This is a genomic window from Shewanella sp. WXL01, assembly GCF_012263345.1.
GTDB lineage: Bacteria > Pseudomonadota > Gammaproteobacteria > Enterobacterales > Shewanellaceae > Shewanella > Shewanella maritima.
Genome location: NZ_JAAIKQ010000001.1, coordinates 960,741 through 978,493, shown reverse-complemented (window position 1 = coordinate 978,493; position 17,753 = coordinate 960,741). Strand labels below are relative to the sequence as shown.

13 protein-coding genes and 6 tRNA genes are annotated in these 17,753 nt (G+C 44.5%); 1 reads left to right on the top strand and 18 read right to left on the bottom strand.

Annotated features, from left to right (window positions below):
* From oadA to recA, 12 genes are all read right to left on the bottom strand, one after another.
* On the bottom strand, window positions 1-1,797 hold the full coding sequence (oadA, locus tag G3R49_RS04220; RefSeq protein WP_167868713.1) for a sodium-extruding oxaloacetate decarboxylase subunit alpha: 1,797 nt from the start codon (window positions 1,795-1,797) through the stop codon (window positions 1-3).
* Between the two features lie 8 nt (window positions 1,798-1,805).
* Window positions 1,806-2,057 carry an OadG family protein gene (locus tag G3R49_RS04215; RefSeq protein WP_167868712.1) on the bottom strand — a complete coding sequence of 84 codons (252 nt, stop codon included), beginning with the start codon at window positions 2,055-2,057 and terminating at the stop codon, window positions 1,806-1,808.
* 776 nt (window positions 2,058-2,833) lie between these two features.
* A tRNA-Arg gene (locus tag G3R49_RS04210) sits at window positions 2,834-2,910 on the bottom strand.
* A 67-nt stretch (window positions 2,911-2,977) separates the two neighbouring features.
* Window positions 2,978-3,069: transfer RNA gene (locus G3R49_RS04205), tRNA-Ser, on the bottom strand.
* A 10-nt stretch (window positions 3,070-3,079) separates the two neighbouring features.
* Window positions 3,080-3,156 (bottom strand) — tRNA-Arg (locus G3R49_RS04200).
* Between the two features lie 35 nt (window positions 3,157-3,191).
* Window positions 3,192-3,268, bottom strand: a tRNA-Arg gene (locus G3R49_RS04195).
* 35 nt (window positions 3,269-3,303) lie between these two features.
* Window positions 3,304-3,380, bottom strand: a tRNA-Arg gene (locus G3R49_RS04190).
* Window positions 3,381-3,403: 23 nt separating this feature from the next.
* Window positions 3,404-3,495 (bottom strand) — tRNA-Ser (locus tag G3R49_RS04185).
* Between the two features lie 537 nt (window positions 3,496-4,032).
* Window positions 4,033-4,230 carry a carbon storage regulator CsrA gene (csrA, locus tag G3R49_RS04180; protein WP_011865020.1) on the bottom strand — a complete coding sequence of 66 codons (198 nt, stop codon included), beginning with the start codon at window positions 4,228-4,230 and terminating at the stop codon, window positions 4,033-4,035.
* Window positions 4,231-4,977: 747 nt separating this feature from the next.
* Window positions 4,978-7,599, bottom strand: coding sequence for an alanine--tRNA ligase (alaS, locus tag G3R49_RS04175; RefSeq protein WP_167868711.1), 2,622 nt, complete (start codon window positions 7,597-7,599; stop codon window positions 4,978-4,980).
* Window positions 7,600-7,841: 242 nt separating this feature from the next.
* A complete protein-coding gene (locus G3R49_RS04170) occupies window positions 7,842-8,213 on the bottom strand; it encodes a regulatory protein RecX (protein ID WP_245335263.1) in 372 nt (123 codons plus the stop codon).
* 77 nt (window positions 8,214-8,290) lie between these two features.
* Window positions 8,291-9,343, bottom strand: a complete 1,053-nt coding sequence (recA, locus tag G3R49_RS04165; protein ID WP_130598123.1) for a recombinase RecA — start codon at window positions 9,341-9,343, stop codon at window positions 8,291-8,293.
* 485 nt (window positions 9,344-9,828) lie between these two features.
* Between recA and mutS the strand changes: the two genes are divergently transcribed.
* Window positions 9,829-12,405: a DNA mismatch repair protein MutS gene (mutS, locus tag G3R49_RS04160; RefSeq protein WP_130598124.1), complete on the top strand. Its 2,577-nt coding sequence runs from the start codon at window positions 9,829-9,831 to the stop codon at window positions 12,403-12,405.
* 129 nt (window positions 12,406-12,534) lie between these two features.
* Here the strand turns inward: mutS and rpoS are convergent, their stop codons facing one another.
* The 6 genes from rpoS to ispF all read right to left on the bottom strand — a co-directional run bounded on the left by rpoS (window position 12,535) and on the right by ispF (window position 17,623).
* The gene (gene rpoS, locus G3R49_RS04155) at window positions 12,535-13,512 is read right to left on the bottom strand and encodes an RNA polymerase sigma factor RpoS (RefSeq protein ID WP_130598125.1); all 978 of its coding nucleotides are present in this window, start codon (window positions 13,510-13,512) and stop codon (window positions 12,535-12,537) included.
* A 77-nt stretch (window positions 13,513-13,589) separates the two neighbouring features.
* Window positions 13,590-14,507: a peptidoglycan DD-metalloendopeptidase family protein gene (locus G3R49_RS04150; RefSeq protein ID WP_130598126.1), complete on the bottom strand. Its 918-nt coding sequence runs from the start codon at window positions 14,505-14,507 to the stop codon at window positions 13,590-13,592.
* Window positions 14,508-14,571: 64 nt separating this feature from the next.
* Window positions 14,572-15,207 carry a protein-L-isoaspartate(D-aspartate) O-methyltransferase gene (locus G3R49_RS04145; protein WP_130598127.1) on the bottom strand — a complete coding sequence of 212 codons (636 nt, stop codon included), beginning with the start codon at window positions 15,205-15,207 and terminating at the stop codon, window positions 14,572-14,574.
* The gene (surE, locus tag G3R49_RS04140; protein ID WP_130598128.1) at window positions 15,204-15,953 is read right to left on the bottom strand and encodes a 5'/3'-nucleotidase SurE; all 750 of its coding nucleotides are present in this window, start codon (window positions 15,951-15,953) and stop codon (window positions 15,204-15,206) included. Before surE ends, G3R49_RS04145 begins: the two co-directional genes overlap by 4 nt.
* Window positions 15,946-17,049, bottom strand: coding sequence for a tRNA pseudouridine(13) synthase TruD (truD, locus tag G3R49_RS04135; protein WP_130598129.1), 1,104 nt, complete (start codon window positions 17,047-17,049; stop codon window positions 15,946-15,948). The genes surE and truD overlap by 8 nt, the downstream gene beginning before the upstream one ends.
* 94 nt (window positions 17,050-17,143) lie before the next feature.
* Window positions 17,144-17,623 carry a 2-C-methyl-D-erythritol 2,4-cyclodiphosphate synthase gene (ispF, locus tag G3R49_RS04130; protein ID WP_130598130.1) on the bottom strand — a complete coding sequence of 160 codons (480 nt, stop codon included), beginning with the start codon at window positions 17,621-17,623 and terminating at the stop codon, window positions 17,144-17,146.
* Between the last annotated feature and the right edge of the window lie 130 nt (window positions 17,624-17,753).

The following is a 17,753-nucleotide window of genomic DNA, read 5'->3' as shown; positions in this document are numbered from 1 at the left end:
TTATGCAATCGCTAATAAAGGTGAGCCGACCGATACGGTATCGCCTTGCTTAACAGCTAGTTGAGTCACAACGCCAGACTGCTGAGCGCGTACTTCAGTTTCCATCTTCATGGCTTCAAGAATAATGACCACCTCGCCTTCTTCAACGCTTTGACCATCACTTACTAGCACTTTAAAGATGTTGCCAGAAAGCGGTGCACTCATAGTTGTAGCAGCGCTATTGGCCGCTTGCGTGGCTGCTACAGGCGCAGTGTTGACTGGAGCTGATACAACTGGCGCGGCAACTGGTGCGATTTGGCTGATATCGCCTCCTTCAGAAACTTCAACCACGTAGCTTTGACCTTGTACATTCACAGTGTAAGTTTCAGGACCAGTTGCAGGCTTGGCCGCAGCAGGTGCGACATCATCAGCACTTGGAACAGGCTCAAAGGTATCAGGGTTACCGCGGTTTTCAAGGAACTGCAGACCGATTTGATTAAACAAAGCGTAAGTCATTACATCATCGTCTGTTTCATCTGCCAGCGTTAACCCTTTGTCTTTAGCAATGTCGCTAAGCTCTTGACGTAGCTTGTCTAGTTCAGGCGCAAGCAAATCGGCAGGGCGGCAAGTAATCGCTTCACTGTCACCCAGCACCCGCTTTTGCAGCTCAGCGTTAACGGCTGCCGGTGTTGCGCCGTATTCGCCCTTGAGCACGCCCTCGGTTTCTTTGGTCAGCGCTTTGTATCGCTCGCCCATCAGCACGTTAATAACCGATTGTGAACCAACAATTTGCGAAGTAGGCGTCACTAATGGCAAATAGCCAAGATCTTCACGTACCCGTGGGATCTCTTCTAACACTTCATCAAGTTTCTCAGCTGCGCCCTGCTCTTTTAGCTGGTTTTCCATGTTGGTTAGCATGCCGCCCGGCACCTGCGCGCGCAAAATACGTGAATCAATGCCTTTTAGTGCACCTTCAAATCGAGCGTACTTCTTGCGTACCTCTCTAAAGTAGGCTGCAATTTCTTCCATAATGGCTAAGTCATAAGTGGTTTCACGCTCTGTACCTTCCACCATAGCAACTAGGGTTTCACTGGCACTGTGACCATAGGTTTGACTCATTGAAGAAATGGCCGTATCAAGCACATCAACACCTGCCTCAATAGCTTTTTGATAGGTTGCAGTGCTCAAACCGGTAGTCGCATGACAATGCAGCGACACCATTAAGTCAGTTTGACTCTTAAGGCGACTAATAAGCTCATAAGCTTCCATTGGCTTGAGCAAGCCAGCCATGTCTTTGATACACAGAGAGTCAGCGCCCATATCTTCAAGGCTTTTTGCCATATCAACCCAGGTATCAAGAGTATGTACTGGACTAGTGGTATAAGAAATGGTGCCTTGCGCGTGTCCGCCTACATTCTTAACTGCTTTTACTGCAGTTTGAAGATTGCGTACATCGTTCATGGCATCAAAAATTCTAAATACATCAACACCATTGGTATGTGCACGCTCAACGAAACGTGTAACTACGTCATCAGCATAATGGCGGTAGCCTAGTAGATTCTGCCCACGAAGCAACATTTGCTGCGGTGTATTAGGCATGGCTTTTTTAAGCTCACGGATACGATCCCACGGATCTTCACCAAGATAACGAATACAAGAGTCGAACGTCGCGCCCCCCCAAGATTCCATTGACCAGTAGCCAACTTTGTCTAGAAGTGGAGCAATAGGTAACATATCGTCAATACGTAGACGGGTCGCCAGAATTGATTGATGGGCGTCGCGCAGCGCTACCTCGGTTAGTGCTAAAGGCTTGGTCATAACGTCTCCTAAGACTGACGATGTTGTTTACGATATTGATGAACAGCTGTGGTAATAGCGGCAACGAGTGCTGGATCTAACGAGCCTGCAGGTGCAGCTTGAGTGTTGGCAGCGGCTTGCGTTGGCTGTTGCGTTGCGGGAAACAATCTGGCAACAATGCTAATCCCTATGATTAAAGTACTTAAGAAGATAAATACCAATCCCATCCCCATTATCATGATGCTAAGAGCTTCAGATAACTGTTGGCTTAACTCTCCCATAATTTGCGACTTCCCCTGTTAATCCGCAATTCAATGCTTTACTACTGCAAGCAATGCGTAAATGTTTTATGAGTCTATTTATACATCTCAGTTGGCAACTTTATTCGAGCCCAAAGCCAATGTTTTGATGGCAAAAGAGGTTAAATCAGCTCGGAACCAATGACAAAACGTATTCAATCTATACCAAGAAAGGTACGCCCGTGTAAAATGGTCTTACCAAAAATAATAATTACTCAATCAAACAATTGAACATACCACAATAAAAACCACAAATTTCTAATGAATATTCAATAACACAAACTCACCAAGGATTATTTTTATAGTTTGTGAAAAACTGCTCAATTCACAGACAATTCGGTCAGCAACAGAATTATTCACCAATTAATGACATGATTAACAAGCTTTGTGTTAGTGATTAAACAAAACACAATACTGGTTAAATTTCTAGATATAAATCTAAGTCTGGCTGACAAATGATTAAGTTTGCTCGAGAAATGTTAGTTAGATAAGTAGTAATGCTTGCACGGTGGATGCAAAGTATTGTTTATGGAAGATTCAGGAACGAACTAGTTAAGTAACGCGATACGGGAAATACAGATTAAAGCAGCATGTTACTACCGCTTAAAAAGTGGGTTATGTGCGAGCAAACTATAAAGAGGGTCTAGCCTAACCAGCTGAAGTAGTAGCCTAATTGAACGATAACCACCTTATGAAATTGATGATCTTGGGTAGAAAACAAAAATGCCCCGCTATAAAGCAGGGCATTTTTGTTGATATGGTACGCGTGAGAGGATTCGAACCTCTGACCGCCTGGTTCGTAGCCAGGTACTCTATCCAGCTGAGCTACACGCGCAAATCAGTTTTGTTCCTTACAGCATAGACGAAGTAATTTAACTTGCCTCAGCTTATGCAGTAAAGAATGGCGGAGAAGGAGGGATTCGAACCCTCGATGGGAGATAAAGCCCATACTCCCTTAGCAGGGGAGCGCCTTCGGCCACTCGGCCACCTCTCCACACAAATAATGGTACGCGTGAGAGGATTCGAACCTCTGACCGCCTGGTTCGTAGCCAGGTACTCTATCCAGCTGAGCTACACGCGCATCTTATATCTTCTTGCAATAGTCCTTAATAAAAATGGTACGCGTGAGAGGATTCGAACCTCTGACCGCCTGGTTCGTAGCCAGGTACTCTATCCAGCTGAGCTACACGCGCATCTTATATCTTCTTGCAATAGTCCTTAATAAAAATGGTACGCGTGAGAGGATTCGAACCTCTGACCGCCTGGTTCGTAGCCAGGTACTCTATCCAGCTGAGCTACACGCGCATCGTTTTTTATCAAGTAAGAAATGGCGGAGAAGGAGGGATTCGAACCCTCGATGGGAGATAAAGCCCATACTCCCTTAGCAGGGGAGCGCCTTCGGCCACTCGGCCACCTCTCCGTTTTCTTGGCGCACATATTACTGTCTGCCGGAAATAAGTCAAACCCTTTTTAGGAAACACTCAGTCATTTGGGGTGTTTTTAATCACATTGCGGAGTTTGACGTCAAATCATGATGAAAACAGTGTTTTAAATTACAAAAATTATACTCGCCCGATAAAAACGGTACAAAATCAAAACACCAAATAAGCTCTTTAGCGCCTATCTACCAGTATAGTGGTGACTCCTTACGGCTTTTGAACTGTGCTAATCGAACTTTATTAAGCAAGTGATCATGTAAAGCGCAAAATGTGGGAATGTTATAATGAGGTATTGCTGGAGGGTTTTAGCGCAACTGCTAAGAAGAAGTTGATGAACCTCTCGCTGACTTGTCCATCACTGAACCTGAAGCCTGATATTAGTAGCGACTGCTAATCAGTTCTGACTATCGAAAAGCTAGGTTTAGGCAAGGACTAACCAATCAATTTGTGCTTTCGCCTTATCCCAAAAACAAAAAAGCCAGCAATGAGCTGACTTAATGTTACGCTTCCAACTTCGATTAGAAGTTGCCACCTTCTGAAGATGAACCTGATTTCTCAGATTGAATGCGCTGATAAATCTCTTCACGGTGAACAGAAACCTCTTTTGGTGCATTGACGCCAATGCGAACCTGGTTACCTTTAACACCAAGAACAGTTACAGTGACTTCGTCACCAATCATTAATGTTTCGCCTACGCGGCGAGTCAAAATCAGCATTCGATTGCTCCTTTAGTTCAATCTGCATAACACTTTGTCCGTAATATGCGCTCATTATAAGGTCAGCTAACGACAAAATCATAGTATCTATTACTAAATACGCCGTATAAATAAGATTTTTTGTTAATTAAGATGCCCTAGCGCTTTTTAACCGCATAAACCACCAAAAAAACCAAAGTATGACAAACATACTTTTAACATAATTTTCAATTTGAACATGTAAAACGTACATTTTATCGACACAAGCATTTACGACCTTATGTAAATGCATCACTTTGACTAAAGCTTAGTCGAAAAAGTGATCTCTAGCTTTATCCACTATGCCAAAACTCGGTTAGAGTCACAAGTAATATACAAATAATTCAAGCTGTTCCGTACACATCAAGCGAATAATTACCCTGACAATTTATAAGTGAATGCAAGCAACGTATACTTTTATTAGCCATTGCCTAATGAGATGCAGCTTTAACTCTTACCTGCGTTGACAGTTAAGGCCATGATAAAAAGACTATTTTCATAAAAACCTTTAAAAAAAACAGACAGAAAGTAGCGTACTTCGAACTTTGAACATCATTGCCATTTGAGTTGATTATTCGTTTAGACACATCGGCAGAGCACAAGCGTTTTCAGGCACATTCTATTTGATGATAATCACGTTTTCTAGTTCAATGGTCTAAGGTTAAAAATCAAAAAAGGCCTTCAAATGAAAGCCTTTTTGTTTATATACCAATGTTCAATGGTAATGAATTACAACTTATCGGTTATCCAAGGAATAACAGATGCAAGTGCAGCATCAAGGTTTTCTGGTTGGCTACCACCAGCTTGCGCCATATCAGGGCGTCCGCCACCTTTACCACCTACTTGCTGAGCGACCATAGAGACTAACTCACCAGCCTTAATTTGCTTAGTTAAGTCATTACTTACACCGGCAATTAAGTTCACCTTATTGTCGCCAGGAATACCTAACACGATAATCGCGGATTTAAGCTTTTGCTTTAACTCGTCTTGCAAGCCGCGAAGCGATTTAGGGTCAGCGCCTTCTAGCTTCTTAACTAAGACCTTAATGCCATTAACTTCCATGGCATCACCAGCTAAATCAGCACTTGCCGCAGCGGCTAGCTTATCTTTAAGTTGTGATAGTTCTTTCTCTAAAGACTTCACTTTATCAAGTTGAGCTTGCAGCTTAGCAACCACTGAAGCTGAATCTGACTTTAATAGTGCCGCAGCTTGATCTAGCTGGGCTTTTTGCTCAGCAACATGCTCCATTGCAGCTGCGCCAGTTACCGCTTCAATACGGCGAATACCAGCAGCGATACCACCTTCAGAGGTAATTTTAAACAAACCAATATCACCAGTGCGGCCAACATGGGTACCACCACAAAGCTCAATCGAGAAATCACCCATAGATACTACACGCACTTTATCATCGTACTTCTCACCAAATAGCGCCATTGCGCCCTTCTCTTTGGCTTCTTCGATGTCCATTTCAGCAGTAGTTAGCTCATGGTTTCGACGAATTTGAGTGTTAACCAAATCTTCAATCGTCTTTAGCTCTTCAGCTTTCACGCCTTCAAAGTGAGAGAAGTCAAAACGTAAACGCTCTGGCTCAACAAGAGAGCCTTTCTGAGTCACATGACTACCTAACACCTGGCGAAGGGCTGCATGCAATAAATGAGTAACCGAGTGGTTTAGCTCTGTGCGATGACGTAATTTTTTATCTACCTGTGCATTAAGCTGCTGGCCCAGTTTAATCTCACCTTGGCTCACTTCACCTTGATGACCTGTCGCGCTACCAAACTTTTGGGTGTCGCTAACTTTAAACTCAATACTATCAGCAGTTAGTAGACCTTTGTCACCTACCTGACCACCTGACTCAGCATAGAATGGCGTATTATCAAGCACGACAATACCTGATTGACCTGCACTCAATACTTCAACTGCGTTGCCGTCAACATAAATACCAGTCACCGCGCCTTGACCCACAAGATCGGTATAACCACAGAACTCAGTATCATTTTCAATAACTAGGCCTGCGTTGTAATCAGCGCCAAAGTTACCTGCAGCTTGAGCGCGGCTACGCTGCTCAGCCATCGCAGCTTCAAAGCCAGCTTCATCAACATTGATATCGCGCTCGCGACATACATCTGCAGTTAAATCAACCGGGAAGCCATAGGTGTCGTAAAGCTTAAATACTGTCTCACCGTCTAAGGTGTCAGATTTAAGTTCATTCAGTGCACCATCAAGAATTTGCAGACCACGTTCAAGGGTACGAGCAAACTGCTCTTCTTCGGCTTTGAGTGACTTTTCTACAATCGCTTGCATCGACACTAGCTCTTTGGCTGCATCACCCATCACTTCAATCAATGTTGGCACAAGTTTGTAGAAGAATGAGTCTGTCGCGCCAAGCTTGTTACCATGACGTACAGCGCGGCGAATAATACGGCGCAGTACATAACCACGCCCTTCGTTAGATGGCATGACACCATCTGCAATTAAGAAAGCACATGAGCGAATGTGGTCAGCAATCACACGTAGTGACTTGTTTTCTAAATCTTTAACACCAATGATTTCGGCAGTTTTGGCAATTAGCTTTTGGAAAATATCGATTTCGTAGTTTGAGTGCACGCCTTGCATAATTGCAGCGATACGCTCAATACCCATTCCTGTATCCACTGAAGGTTTTGGTAGTGGCAGCATTTCACCGTCCGCTTGACGGTTATATTGCATAAAAACGATGTTCCAGATTTCGATAAAGCGATCGCCATCTTCTTCTGGTGTACCAGGGCGACCGCCCCAAATGTGCTCACCGTGATCGTAGAAAATTTCAGTACATGGACCACAAGGGCCAGTATCACCCATTTGCCAGAAGTTATCTGACGCATAAGCTGCACCTTTGTTATCACCAATGCGGATAATATTTTCAGCCGCTACACCAATTTTCTTATTCCAGATTTCAAATGCTTCATCGTCTGTTTCATAAACGGTTACACATAGCTTTTCTGTTGGTAGCTTTAACGTTTGGGTTAAGAAGTTCCACGCAAACTCAATCGCATCTTCTTTAAAGTAATCACCAAAACTAAAGTTACCTAGCATTTCAAAGAAAGTGTGGTGACGCGCGGTATAACCCACGTTATCTAAATCGTTGTGCTTACCACCGGCACGAACACAGCGTTGTGACGTTGTTGCGCGGTTATAGCTGCGCTTTTCCATACCCAGGAAGGTTTCTTTAAACTGATTCATACCCGCATTGGTAAATAGCAGGGTTGGGTCGTTATGCGGGACAAGTGAACTACTGTCTACAACTTGGTGTCCGTTTGACTCAAAGTACTTTAAAAATGCACTTCTTAATTCGGCAGTGGTTTGAAACATGAAATGATCCTGGATATCAGTTTTGAAAACTCAATAAATATAAGCTCAGCGCAAGCCCAGCCTACACATAGAAATGTCGGCATTATATACCTATTGTGCGTCAATAAGCGAGATGATAAAAGCGATTAAATACAGCAGTAATTGCGATGCAAATGGGTAATTTCAAGGACTAGATTTAATTAACAATTGCTAATTAGGATATGCGAAGAAATATTAAGTGAAGGCGTTAAAAAGTTTGCTATTTAGTCTTCAAGATATGGGTCATAATCAAGGGCGTATGCAACTTGATCAAAGCTAAACCCTTGGCCAACTAGATGCCTAACCCGTCTTGCTTTTTCTTTATGATCGCTTGTCTTAGGTGTGCCGTACTTTTTAACCGCTTTTTGCTTGGCAAGTTCAAACCAATCACAATCGCTGGCGTCAATGGCTTGCCTTATCACGTTTTTAGCCAGGCCTTTTTGCGCCATCGCCTGGGAGATGCGCATTACACCATGACCTTTGGCAATGTGACTTTTAAGTAACAAGGCTGCGTAACGATCATCACATTGGAAACCTTGAGCTTCGCAGTAATCTAATGTTTGCTCAATTTCGAGTTGTTCGAAGTCTTTTTGCAGCAGCTTAGAGTAAAGCTGCTGGCGGGAGTAATCGCGGCGCGCTAACAGCGCTACCGCGTATGACTTTGCTGATTGGCTCAGAATACTTCACCAGTCTCTAAGTCGATATTTTCTTCACCTTCAACTGCATCTGCTTTGTTCGCTAGCAACATGCCGCGAAGCGCCGCTTCAATTTCAGCAGCAACTGCTGGGTTTTCGCCTAAGAAACGACCGGCATTAGCACGGCCTTGACCAATCTTGTCGCCTTTATAGCTGTACCAAGCGCCAGCTTTATCAAGTAGCTTGTGCTTGACACCTAGGTCAACTAGCTCACCAGTGCGGTTAATGCCTTCGCCATATAGAATTTGGAATTCAGCTTGCTTAAATGGTGCAGCAATTTTGTTTTTCACCACTTTGACGCGTGTTTCGTTACCTACAACTTCATCACCATCTTTAATTGCACCTGTACGGCGAATATCTAAGCGAACAGAAGCGTAGAACTTAAGTGCGTTACCACCGGTTGTTGTTTCAGGGTTACCGAACATAACGCCAATCTTCATACGGATTTGGTTAATGAAGATAAGCAGGGTATTTGACTGCTTTAAGTTACCTGCAAGTTTACGCATTGCCTGACTCATCATACGAGCAGCAAGACCCATGTGCGAATCACCAATTTCACCTTCAATTTCAGCTTTTGGTGTTAGCGCCGCAACTGAATCGACAATAATTACATCAACAGCACCCGAGCGAGTTAGCGCATCACAAATTTCTAATGCTTGCTCACCAGTATCTGGCTGAGAACAAAGTAGGTTATCAATATCAACACCTAGCTTTTTAGCATAAATTGGGTCAAGCGCGTGCTCAGCATCGATAAAGGCACAGGTTTTACCTTCTTTTTGCGCTGCAGCGATCACTTCAAGGGTTAATGTCGTTTTACCAGAAGACTCAGGACCATAAATCTCAACGATACGCCCCATAGGTAAACCGCCCGCGCCTAGCGCTGCGTCTAATGATAATGAACCGGTAGAGATAGTCTCAACGTCCATGGTGCGGTCTTGGCCAAGCTTCATAATTGAACCTTTACCAAATTGCTTTTCAATCTGACCTAATACAGCGTTCAGTGCTTTCTCTTTATTCGGATCAACCTTCATTGTAAAACCCTCTAAGGTATTCAATATTATGCAAAATATTCGTATTAACTTGTGATTACAGCTAACTAGGTGCTGCTCAATATGATGATAAGTATACTGTACAATCATACAGTATCAATAGCTGGATCGACTTTTTTTTAACAGTTAACTATTTCTTACATCGATTCAATTAATTACCTATGTAGTTAACCTGAACTCGGGATTAGAAAATGCCAATAAGTCCTTCGTACAGAGTTATACTCAGCATTAAGTTTCTAGCGAGATAGTTTTATTTAGTTCAAGGCGAAGCTACGCGTCAATAGCTAGCCTATTGCAAGTAGCTTCAACATCTTCACTTTACTAAGAGACAGCCAAAAATTACCGTTGAAAACCGATTTATTATCCTGTGCTCAGGTTAGTTACTCCTAGCTGATTCTACTCTTGCCATTAAATTGCTAAGATAGCCCCTTTGCGATTTCCCATCGAATAAAGAGTTCCAACCAAGCATGACACAAGTAGATACCTCAAATTTAGATAAACACACCCCTATGATGCGCCAGTACCTAACATTAAAAGCCGCCCACGCTGACATGTTATTGTTTTATCGCATGGGTGACTTTTATGAGTTGTTCTACGACGATGCCAAAGACGCTTCAGAGATGCTTGGTATCTCGCTCACCGCACGTGGCAAAAGTGGCGGTGACCCAATTCCTATGGCAGGCATCCCGTATCACTCAGTTGAGAACTATCTCGCTAAACTTGTGCAACTAGGTCAATCAGTTGCGATTTGTGAGCAAGTTGGTGACCCTGCTACAACCAAAGGCCCAGTTGAGCGTCAGGTTGTGCGCATCGTAACGCCAGGTACGCTCACCGATGAGGCTCTACTACAAGAGAAACAAGACAACTTACTGGCTGCGGTCTATCAGGCGAAAGTGGGTTATGGCTATGCCACACTTGATGTGTCATCAGGCCGTTTTGTTATTGCCGAGCTTGAAACCGACGAAGCATTAGAAGCAGAGCTGCAACGTACCAATCCTGCGGAGCTGTTATATAACGAAGAGTTTCATAACACCCTGCTACTGAGTCAATATAAAGGTAACCGTCGTCGCCCTGAATGGGAGTTTGATTACGACACCTGTATCAACCTACTGCTCAACCAATTTGGCACCAAAGACTTACGCGGTTTTGGCATTACAGATGCTCGCTCGGGTCTGCAAGCTGCTGGCTGCTTGATGCAATATGTTAAAGACACGCAGAAAACCGCCCTGCCTCATATCAACTCAATTGTACGTTTCAACCCAAGCGAGTCAATTGTACTAGATGCAGCAACCCGCAAGAATCTTGAGCTGACAGTCAACTTATCAGGCGGGCATGAAAACACCCTCGCTTCTGTGTTGGACAACACTGCAACGCCAATGGGCAGTCGTATGCTGCAGCGCTGGATCCACCAGCCGCTTAGAGAGCATCAAAAGATCACGGCGCGCCACAATGCAATCAATGAATTGATCGACAGCAATCTCTACGATGAACTGCACGACCAACTCAAAGCCTTAGGTGATGTTGAGCGTATCATGGCAAGACTTGCCCTGAGAAGTGCTAGACCACGGGATTTTGCCCGCTTAAAACAAGCACTGGCATTGTTACCAGAGATCCAACAGACACTAGCTAGTTGTCAGCAGCCGCAGCTGCGCGCTCTTGCCAAGCTAATGGGTGAATTTCCAGAGCAACACGCGCTGTTAGATAGCGCCATTATTGATAATCCTCCAGTGCTTATTCGTGACGGCGGCGTGATTAAACCCGGTTACAACGCTGAGCTTGATGAATGGCGCAGCTTAAGTGAAGGCGCCAGTGACTACCTTGTCGCATTAGAAGCACGCGAGAAAGAGCAAACGGGGATCAATACGTTGAAGGTTGGCTATAACCGCGTCCACGGTTATTACATAGAAGTGAGCCGCTTACAGTCTGACAAGGTGCCACTTAGCTACCAGCGCCGTCAAACACTTAAAGGTACTGAGCGCTACATCACCCCTGAGCTAAAGGAGTATGAAGAGAAGGTTCTTTCAAGCCAGGGTAAAGCGCTAGCGCTAGAAAAACAGCTTTGGGAACAACTATTCGACCTGCTACTGCCTAAGCTTGCAGAGCTTCAGGACTTTGCCACCGCTGCCGCGCAATTAGATGTACTGACTAACTTTGCTGAGCGCGCCGAAACCCTTAACTATCATTGCCCTGTGATGCAGTCAGGCATTGGCATCAAAATCGATGCTGGCCGTCATCCTGTTGTCGAGCAAGTGAGTCAAAGTGCCTTTATTGCTAACCCTGTCGAGTTAAATTCACAGCGCAAAATGCTGGTTGTAACTGGCCCAAATATGGGCGGTAAGTCGACCTATATGCGTCAGGTTGCTCTAATCACCTTGATGGCTCACATAGGTTGCTTTGTGCCTGCTGAGCAGGCTCAGATTGGTGAGGTAGACCGCATCTTTACTCGTATTGGCGCATCAGATGACTTAGCTTCTGGCCGCTCAACCTTTATGGTAGAGATGACAGAAACCGCTAATATCTTGCACAACGCAACACCTAAAAGTTTGGTGTTAATGGACGAAATTGGCCGCGGCACATCAACCTATGATGGCCTGTCTCTAGCCTGGTCTGCTGCTGAATACCTGGCTAACAAGGTCAGTTCCCTCACTTTGTTTGCGACCCATTACTTTGAGCTTACTCAACTGCCAGATATGATCCCAAGTGTGGCTAATGTGCATTTAGATGCCATAGAGCATGAAGATACCATTGCCTTTATGCACGCGGTTCAAGAAGGCGCAGCAAGTAAAAGCTATGGTCTACAAGTTGCGGCACTAGCGGGGGTGCCAGCTCATGTGATTAAGTCAGCAAAACATAAACTTGCCCAGCTTGAAAGCCGTGGAGGTCCGCTTGAAGCAAGCACACCAACTCAAGCAGCCTTACCACTTGCCGCTTATGATCCTGAGCCTAGTATGGTGGAGGAAAAGCTCGCTACTATTGAACCAGATAACTTAACTCCGCGTCAGGCGTTAGATGCCTTGTATCAGTTAAAGCAGCTGCTGGACTAGTTGATAAAGTGAGTTTTTACCGCTTATGAATAGTGCTTGAAGTTAATCTATTGGTTGCGAAGTAAAAAAAGGAGCATTGATACGCTCCTTTTCAATATGCAGTAAATATTTGGCTGATTAGTGGATCTACTACTCTCTAAACAGCGCCTCTACCGACAGGCCTTGAGAACCAAGCAGATCTTTCAAGCGTTTTAATGCTTCCACTTGAATTTGACGTACACGCTCTCGAGTTAAGCCAATCTCAGCACCAACATTTTCAAGCGTTGAAGGCTCATAACCAAGTAGACCAAAGCGTCTTGCAAGCACTTCACGCTGCTTAGTATTAAGCTCGTTTAGCCAACCAACAATCGATTTAGATAAATCTTCATCTTGTACACGGTAATCTGGGCCAACACTGTCATCGTCAGCAATCACATCAAGTAAGGCTTTGTCATTATCTTCACCGCCTAATGGCGTATCAACTGAGGTAATACGTTCATTGAGCTTGAGCATACGGCTAACATCGCCAGTAGATACATCTAATTTTTCAGCAATCTCTTCAGCTGTCGGCTCATGATCAAGCTTTTGCGCTAACTGACGCGCAGTACGCAGATATACATTAAGCTCTTTCACCACATGAATAGGTAAACGAATGGTACGGGTCTGATTCATAATCGCCCGTTCAATCGTCTGGCGGATCCACCAGGTAGCATAAGTCGAGAATCTAAAACCACGTTCAGGGTCGAACTTTTCAACGGCGCGGATTAAACCTAAATTACCTTCTTCAATCAGATCTAACAGTGCTAAACCTCGATTATTGTATCGACGGGCAATTTTAACGACGAGTCTTAGATTACTTTCAATCATGCGGTTGCGAGATTTTTCGCAGCCTTTGAGGGATTTACGTGAAAAGTAAACTTCTTCTTCCGCAGTTAATAGCGGTGAGAAACCTATTTCACCTAAATAGAGTTGAGTTGCATCGAGATTTTTTTGTAAGTCGTCTTGGACTTTTTCTTCAATCTCTAGTTCTTGCACTAGGCCACTGCCGGTTTCGGCAACTTCAGTTTGTGGTTCTTTAGCTAGATCGATTAGATGTTCTGCTGTCGCAGCGTTATTTTTTCGGCTCATATTGCTCTCCCAAACCTTGCTTGTGGTGATTAATCTACTGCACTTGCCTATCCTCCGATGTTTATGTTGCTAAACGATTACTGTTTAGGTAGATATTTTAATGGGTTAACTGATTTACCATGAAAGCGAATCTCAAAATGAAGCATCACTTTGTTGGTTCCTGTACTGCCCATTTTTGCAACTGTTTGTCCTGCACTAACGAATTGCTTTTCTTTAACCATTATCTTGTCAGCGTGGGCATATGCACTCAAGTAATCATCATTGTGTTTGATAATGACTAAGTTGCCATAGCCTCGCAGAGCATTCCCTGCATACACCACTCTCCCATCCGCAGCGGCTTTCACAATATCACCACGGTTGCCAGCAATCTTAATCCCTTGATTGCCTTGTTCGCTGGCAGAAAATCTCCCAATAATTCTGCCTTTGACTGGCCACAACCAACGCTTCACCTTTTTTGGTAGGGTCGACACAGGTTGACTTACAGTTTGGTTAACTTTTTGTTGGGTAGTTGTTACAGAATACGCAGACTCTTGGCTACGATCAAGCTCTTTTTTTGAGCGATTGTTCGCTGTAGTGGACGACTGGAATTTTACGCTTTGCTTTTGATTTTCCGAACTTTTTACCGTTATTGGGGTCGCAGGGGCGGTAGTGATCGCGACACCCTTGGTTACATTTGTCGCTTTTTTAGCACTGGTAGGAGCAGCAGGTTTTGGATACAAAGCAAGCACTTGACCTGGATAAATAGTGTACGGTTTTTGTAACTTATTCAGCCTCGCAACGTCAGAATAATTCTTACCCGCGCCCCAAGCTATCGAGTACAAGGTATCGCCTTTCTTCACCTTATACCAACGCTTGGTAAGCGATCCGCGATCATACTTAGGCTTAGATTTCGCCGAGAGGCTTTCGACCGGCGCGGCTTGATGTGATTGAAAACTACAACCAGTGCAAAGCAAGGCAATAAAAAGGGATACTGCTAGCCAAACACTGTATTTCAAAGTCGTTTCCTTGTAATCAATAACGTTGAAGTCGTTTAAATCAAAAAGCTAGCAAATAAAGAGCTTAAGCCAACTCACCATTTACCAGGGGCACAAACTTAACAGCCTCAATAGTTTGCGACTGGAATTGATCGCCACTGCGAGTGATCTTAAGCAGCTGCTGGCTTTCCTCCCCCACGGGGATAATCAATACACCACTATCGCTAAGTTGCTGCAGTAATGCTTCAGGTACGCTCGCTGCGGCTGCAGTCACCATAATGGCGTCAAATGGGCCGCGGTTACTCCAACCTTTCCAGCCATCACCATATTTAAATGATACATTGTGTAGATCTAAACGCTTCAATCGCTGCCTTGCCTGGATCTGTAAAGCCTTAATGCGCTCAATGGTGCACAGTGTGGGAAACAGCTGCGCCAAAATGGCCGCTTGATAGCCAGAGCCAGTACCAACCTCGAGTACATTTTTAGGCGCTAGTTGGCACAGTAGCTCGGTCATTCTAGCAACAATATAAGGCTGAGAAATAGTTTGCCCTTGTCCAATCGGAAGCGCAGTATTCTCATAAGCTTTATGACCAAGGGCTGCGTCAAGAAACAACTCGCGAGGCGTGTTAGCAACAGCCTGCAACACACGTTGATCTTGTATGCCAGCCTCTGCTAACTTGCGAGCAAGATTCACAGACAAAGTCGATGCTGCCAGCGTCATAGTTGAGTCACCCAATTTGCTAAATTATCTATTTGTCTGTACCCAGTTAAGTCAACAGTAAGTGGCGTAATTGATATATAACCTTCAGCGACAGCGCCAAAATCGGTGCCTGGCCCTGCATCTTGCTCGGTGCCAACAGGGCCAAGCCAATAGATATCTCTACCCGCCGGATCTTGGGTTTTAATCATACCCTCAGCCTTATGGCGAGCACCTAAACGCGTGACTTGAATACCTTTAATTTGCTCAAGCGGCAAGTCAGGCACGTTAACATTTAAAATTTGATCGCTATTTAACGGATGCTCAAGTAAGCCTTTAACTATCTTACAAGCATAATGCGCCGCTGTTTCATAATGATTAAGCTGCTTACCAACAAGCGAAATCGCAATAGCAGGCAAACCTAAAAAGCGCCCCTCCATTGCCGCAGCAATCGTGCCGGAATAGAGGGTATCGTCACCCATATTAGCTCCAGCATTAATGCCAGAAACCACAATATGAGGCTCATCAGGGCATAACTCGCGAATGGCTAAATGAACACAATCGGTCGGTGTGCCATTAACAGCGATATAGCCATTGTCTAAGCTATTAATTCTTAAAGGGTTCGTCAAGGTTAAAGAATTACTCGCGCCGGAGCAATTTCTATCAGGCGCAACAGTAGTAACCTTAGCTATCGTGGCTAACGCATCACTAAGCGCTTTAATACCAGGGGCATGAACACCATCATCGTTGCTAACAAGAATATTAATCACGTGCTTCACCTTGGCCAGTCTCAGCTTGTGCGCTTGCCTGTTGTTCACTTTGCTCTGCTACCATCTTTTGCCAGGCGATTTGCTGCACGTCTTGATAATCGACAAGCTCTCTAAGCACAGATGTCGCATAACTGCCGGCAGGCAAAATAAACTCTAATACCATTGTATTGTCAGCTAGTTGCCACTTCAGACCTTGTGGCTCAAGCATTAACGGGCGACGCTCTTGCTCAAGTCCTGCCTGCTCTAATCCTTTAAGGTCTTGCTCAAAGCCAGTTAGCGCGGCTTGCTCGATTTGCGCGGCATCACCTTGTGCCAAAGCAGCGCCTCGCCCCCATAAAGGAGCAGACAGCTGAATATCTTTGGTGATTAGTCGCTGCTCTATAGTGTCATCCCAACTGTCAGCCACAAAGTAGCTTTTGCTGCCAGAGAGCATGACACAATCGCCATCAAGTCCTTGTAAGCCACTCGTTTGCAACCTGTGAGAAACTACCAAATTAAAGATGTTAGAGCGCACGGCAGATAAGAACATGCTACGTTTTTTGCGGTCTTTAATCTTACGGCCGCCATTAAGCATATTGCGACCTAGCGTGAGGTTCTTACCATTGTGACCAAATCGCTGCTCGCCAAAGTAATTAGGCACTCCAGTTTTTAAAACTTGCTCAAGGCGAGCCTCGAAAGCAGCTGTATCTGAAACGTTGCGTAAAGTCAGGGTAAACTTATTACCTAGCAAAGCGCCAATACGTAGTTTTTTACTGTGACGACTGCTTTGCAGCACAGTGATATTTTGTTGACTGAAGGCTTGCCAGTCTGGCGTGTCTTTACCGGGAATGCGTATACCAAACCATTGCTCTGTTACCGCGTTTTTATCTTTTTGCCCTGCGTAGGTCACCTCTTTTGGGTGAACCTTGGCAAACTTGGCTAACATATCCACCACTTGATTGGTGTTAAAGCCGGACTTACGGATCTGCACTAAATGATGTTCGCCCTCTCCTGTTGGTGAGAACGGCAGGATTTCTTGCACTATAAAGTCTGCATTTTCAGTGCGCAAATCAGCGGTAACCTGAGGTTTACCATGTAAGTAATGTAATTGTGTCATCGATAAAAACTTGTATTAAATTGAGCAAATAAATCAGCTAAAGTTAGTTAACGCCGCATTTAGCTAAACGTAGCACTTAGCTCATAGCTAATAGTTAACTAGCAGTGAGCAACACCACAGACTCAACAGCTATGCCTTCTTTACGGCCAGTAAAACCGAGTTTTTCAGTGGTGGTCGCTTTTACGTTTACATTGCCAATGTCTGTAGCTAAGTCTTTGGCAATACACTCACGCATTGCATTAATGTGCGGCAGCATTTTCGGCGCCTGAGCAATAATAGTGACGTCTAAATTACCGATTTTAAAGCCTTGCTGCAGCGCTAGGTTAAAACAGTGACGCAGCAGCACGCGGCTATCGGCGCCTGCAAATTCTGGGTCGGTGTCAGGGAAGTGTTTGCCAATATCACCCAAAGCCATCGCACCTAAAATCGCATCGCTGACAGCATGTAACACCACATCGCCATCTGAGTGGGCGATTAAGCCTGTATCATAGGGAACAGTTACCCCGCCCAAAATAAGCGGTTTATCACCACCGAATTTATGTACATCAAAGCCATGACCAATACGGATTTTCACGTGTTTATCTCCAATACAAGCTGGATAAAACCTTACCAGCTATGCTAATTAAGCGCCTCAATTGTTGGTAAAGTTATACCAATAAGTATAAGAATGTGATCATTCTTACTGGTTAAAATCGCTTATAACG

Excerpts from the sequence above, each read along its gene's own strand:
- oadA (WP_167868713.1), bottom strand. The coding sequence starts at position 1,797 with ATGACCAAGCCTTTAGCACTAACCGAGGTAGCGCTGCGCGACGCCCAT.
- G3R49_RS04215 (WP_167868712.1), bottom strand. The coding sequence starts at position 2,057 with ATGGGAGAGTTAAGCCAACAGTTATCTGAAGCTCTTAGCATCATGATA.
- csrA (WP_011865020.1), bottom strand. The coding sequence starts at position 4,230 with ATGCTGATTTTGACTCGCCGCGTAGGCGAAACATTAATGATTGGTGAC.
- alaS (WP_167868711.1), bottom strand. The coding sequence starts at position 7,599 with ATGTTTCAAACCACTGCCGAATTAAGAAGTGCATTTTTAAAGTACTTT.
- recA (WP_130598123.1), bottom strand. The coding sequence starts at position 9,343 with ATGAAGGTTGATCCGAATAAAGAGAAAGCACTGAACGCTGTATTAGGT.
- mutS (WP_130598124.1), top strand. The coding sequence starts at position 9,829 with ATGACACAAGTAGATACCTCAAATTTAGATAAACACACCCCTATGATG.
- rpoS (WP_130598125.1), bottom strand. The coding sequence starts at position 13,512 with ATGAGCCGAAAAAATAACGCTGCGACAGCAGAACATCTAATCGATCTA.
- G3R49_RS04145 (WP_130598127.1), bottom strand. The coding sequence starts at position 15,207 with ATGACGCTGGCAGCATCGACTTTGTCTGTGAATCTTGCTCGCAAGTTA.
- truD (WP_130598129.1), bottom strand. The coding sequence starts at position 17,049 with ATGACACAATTACATTACTTACATGGTAAACCTCAGGTTACCGCTGAT.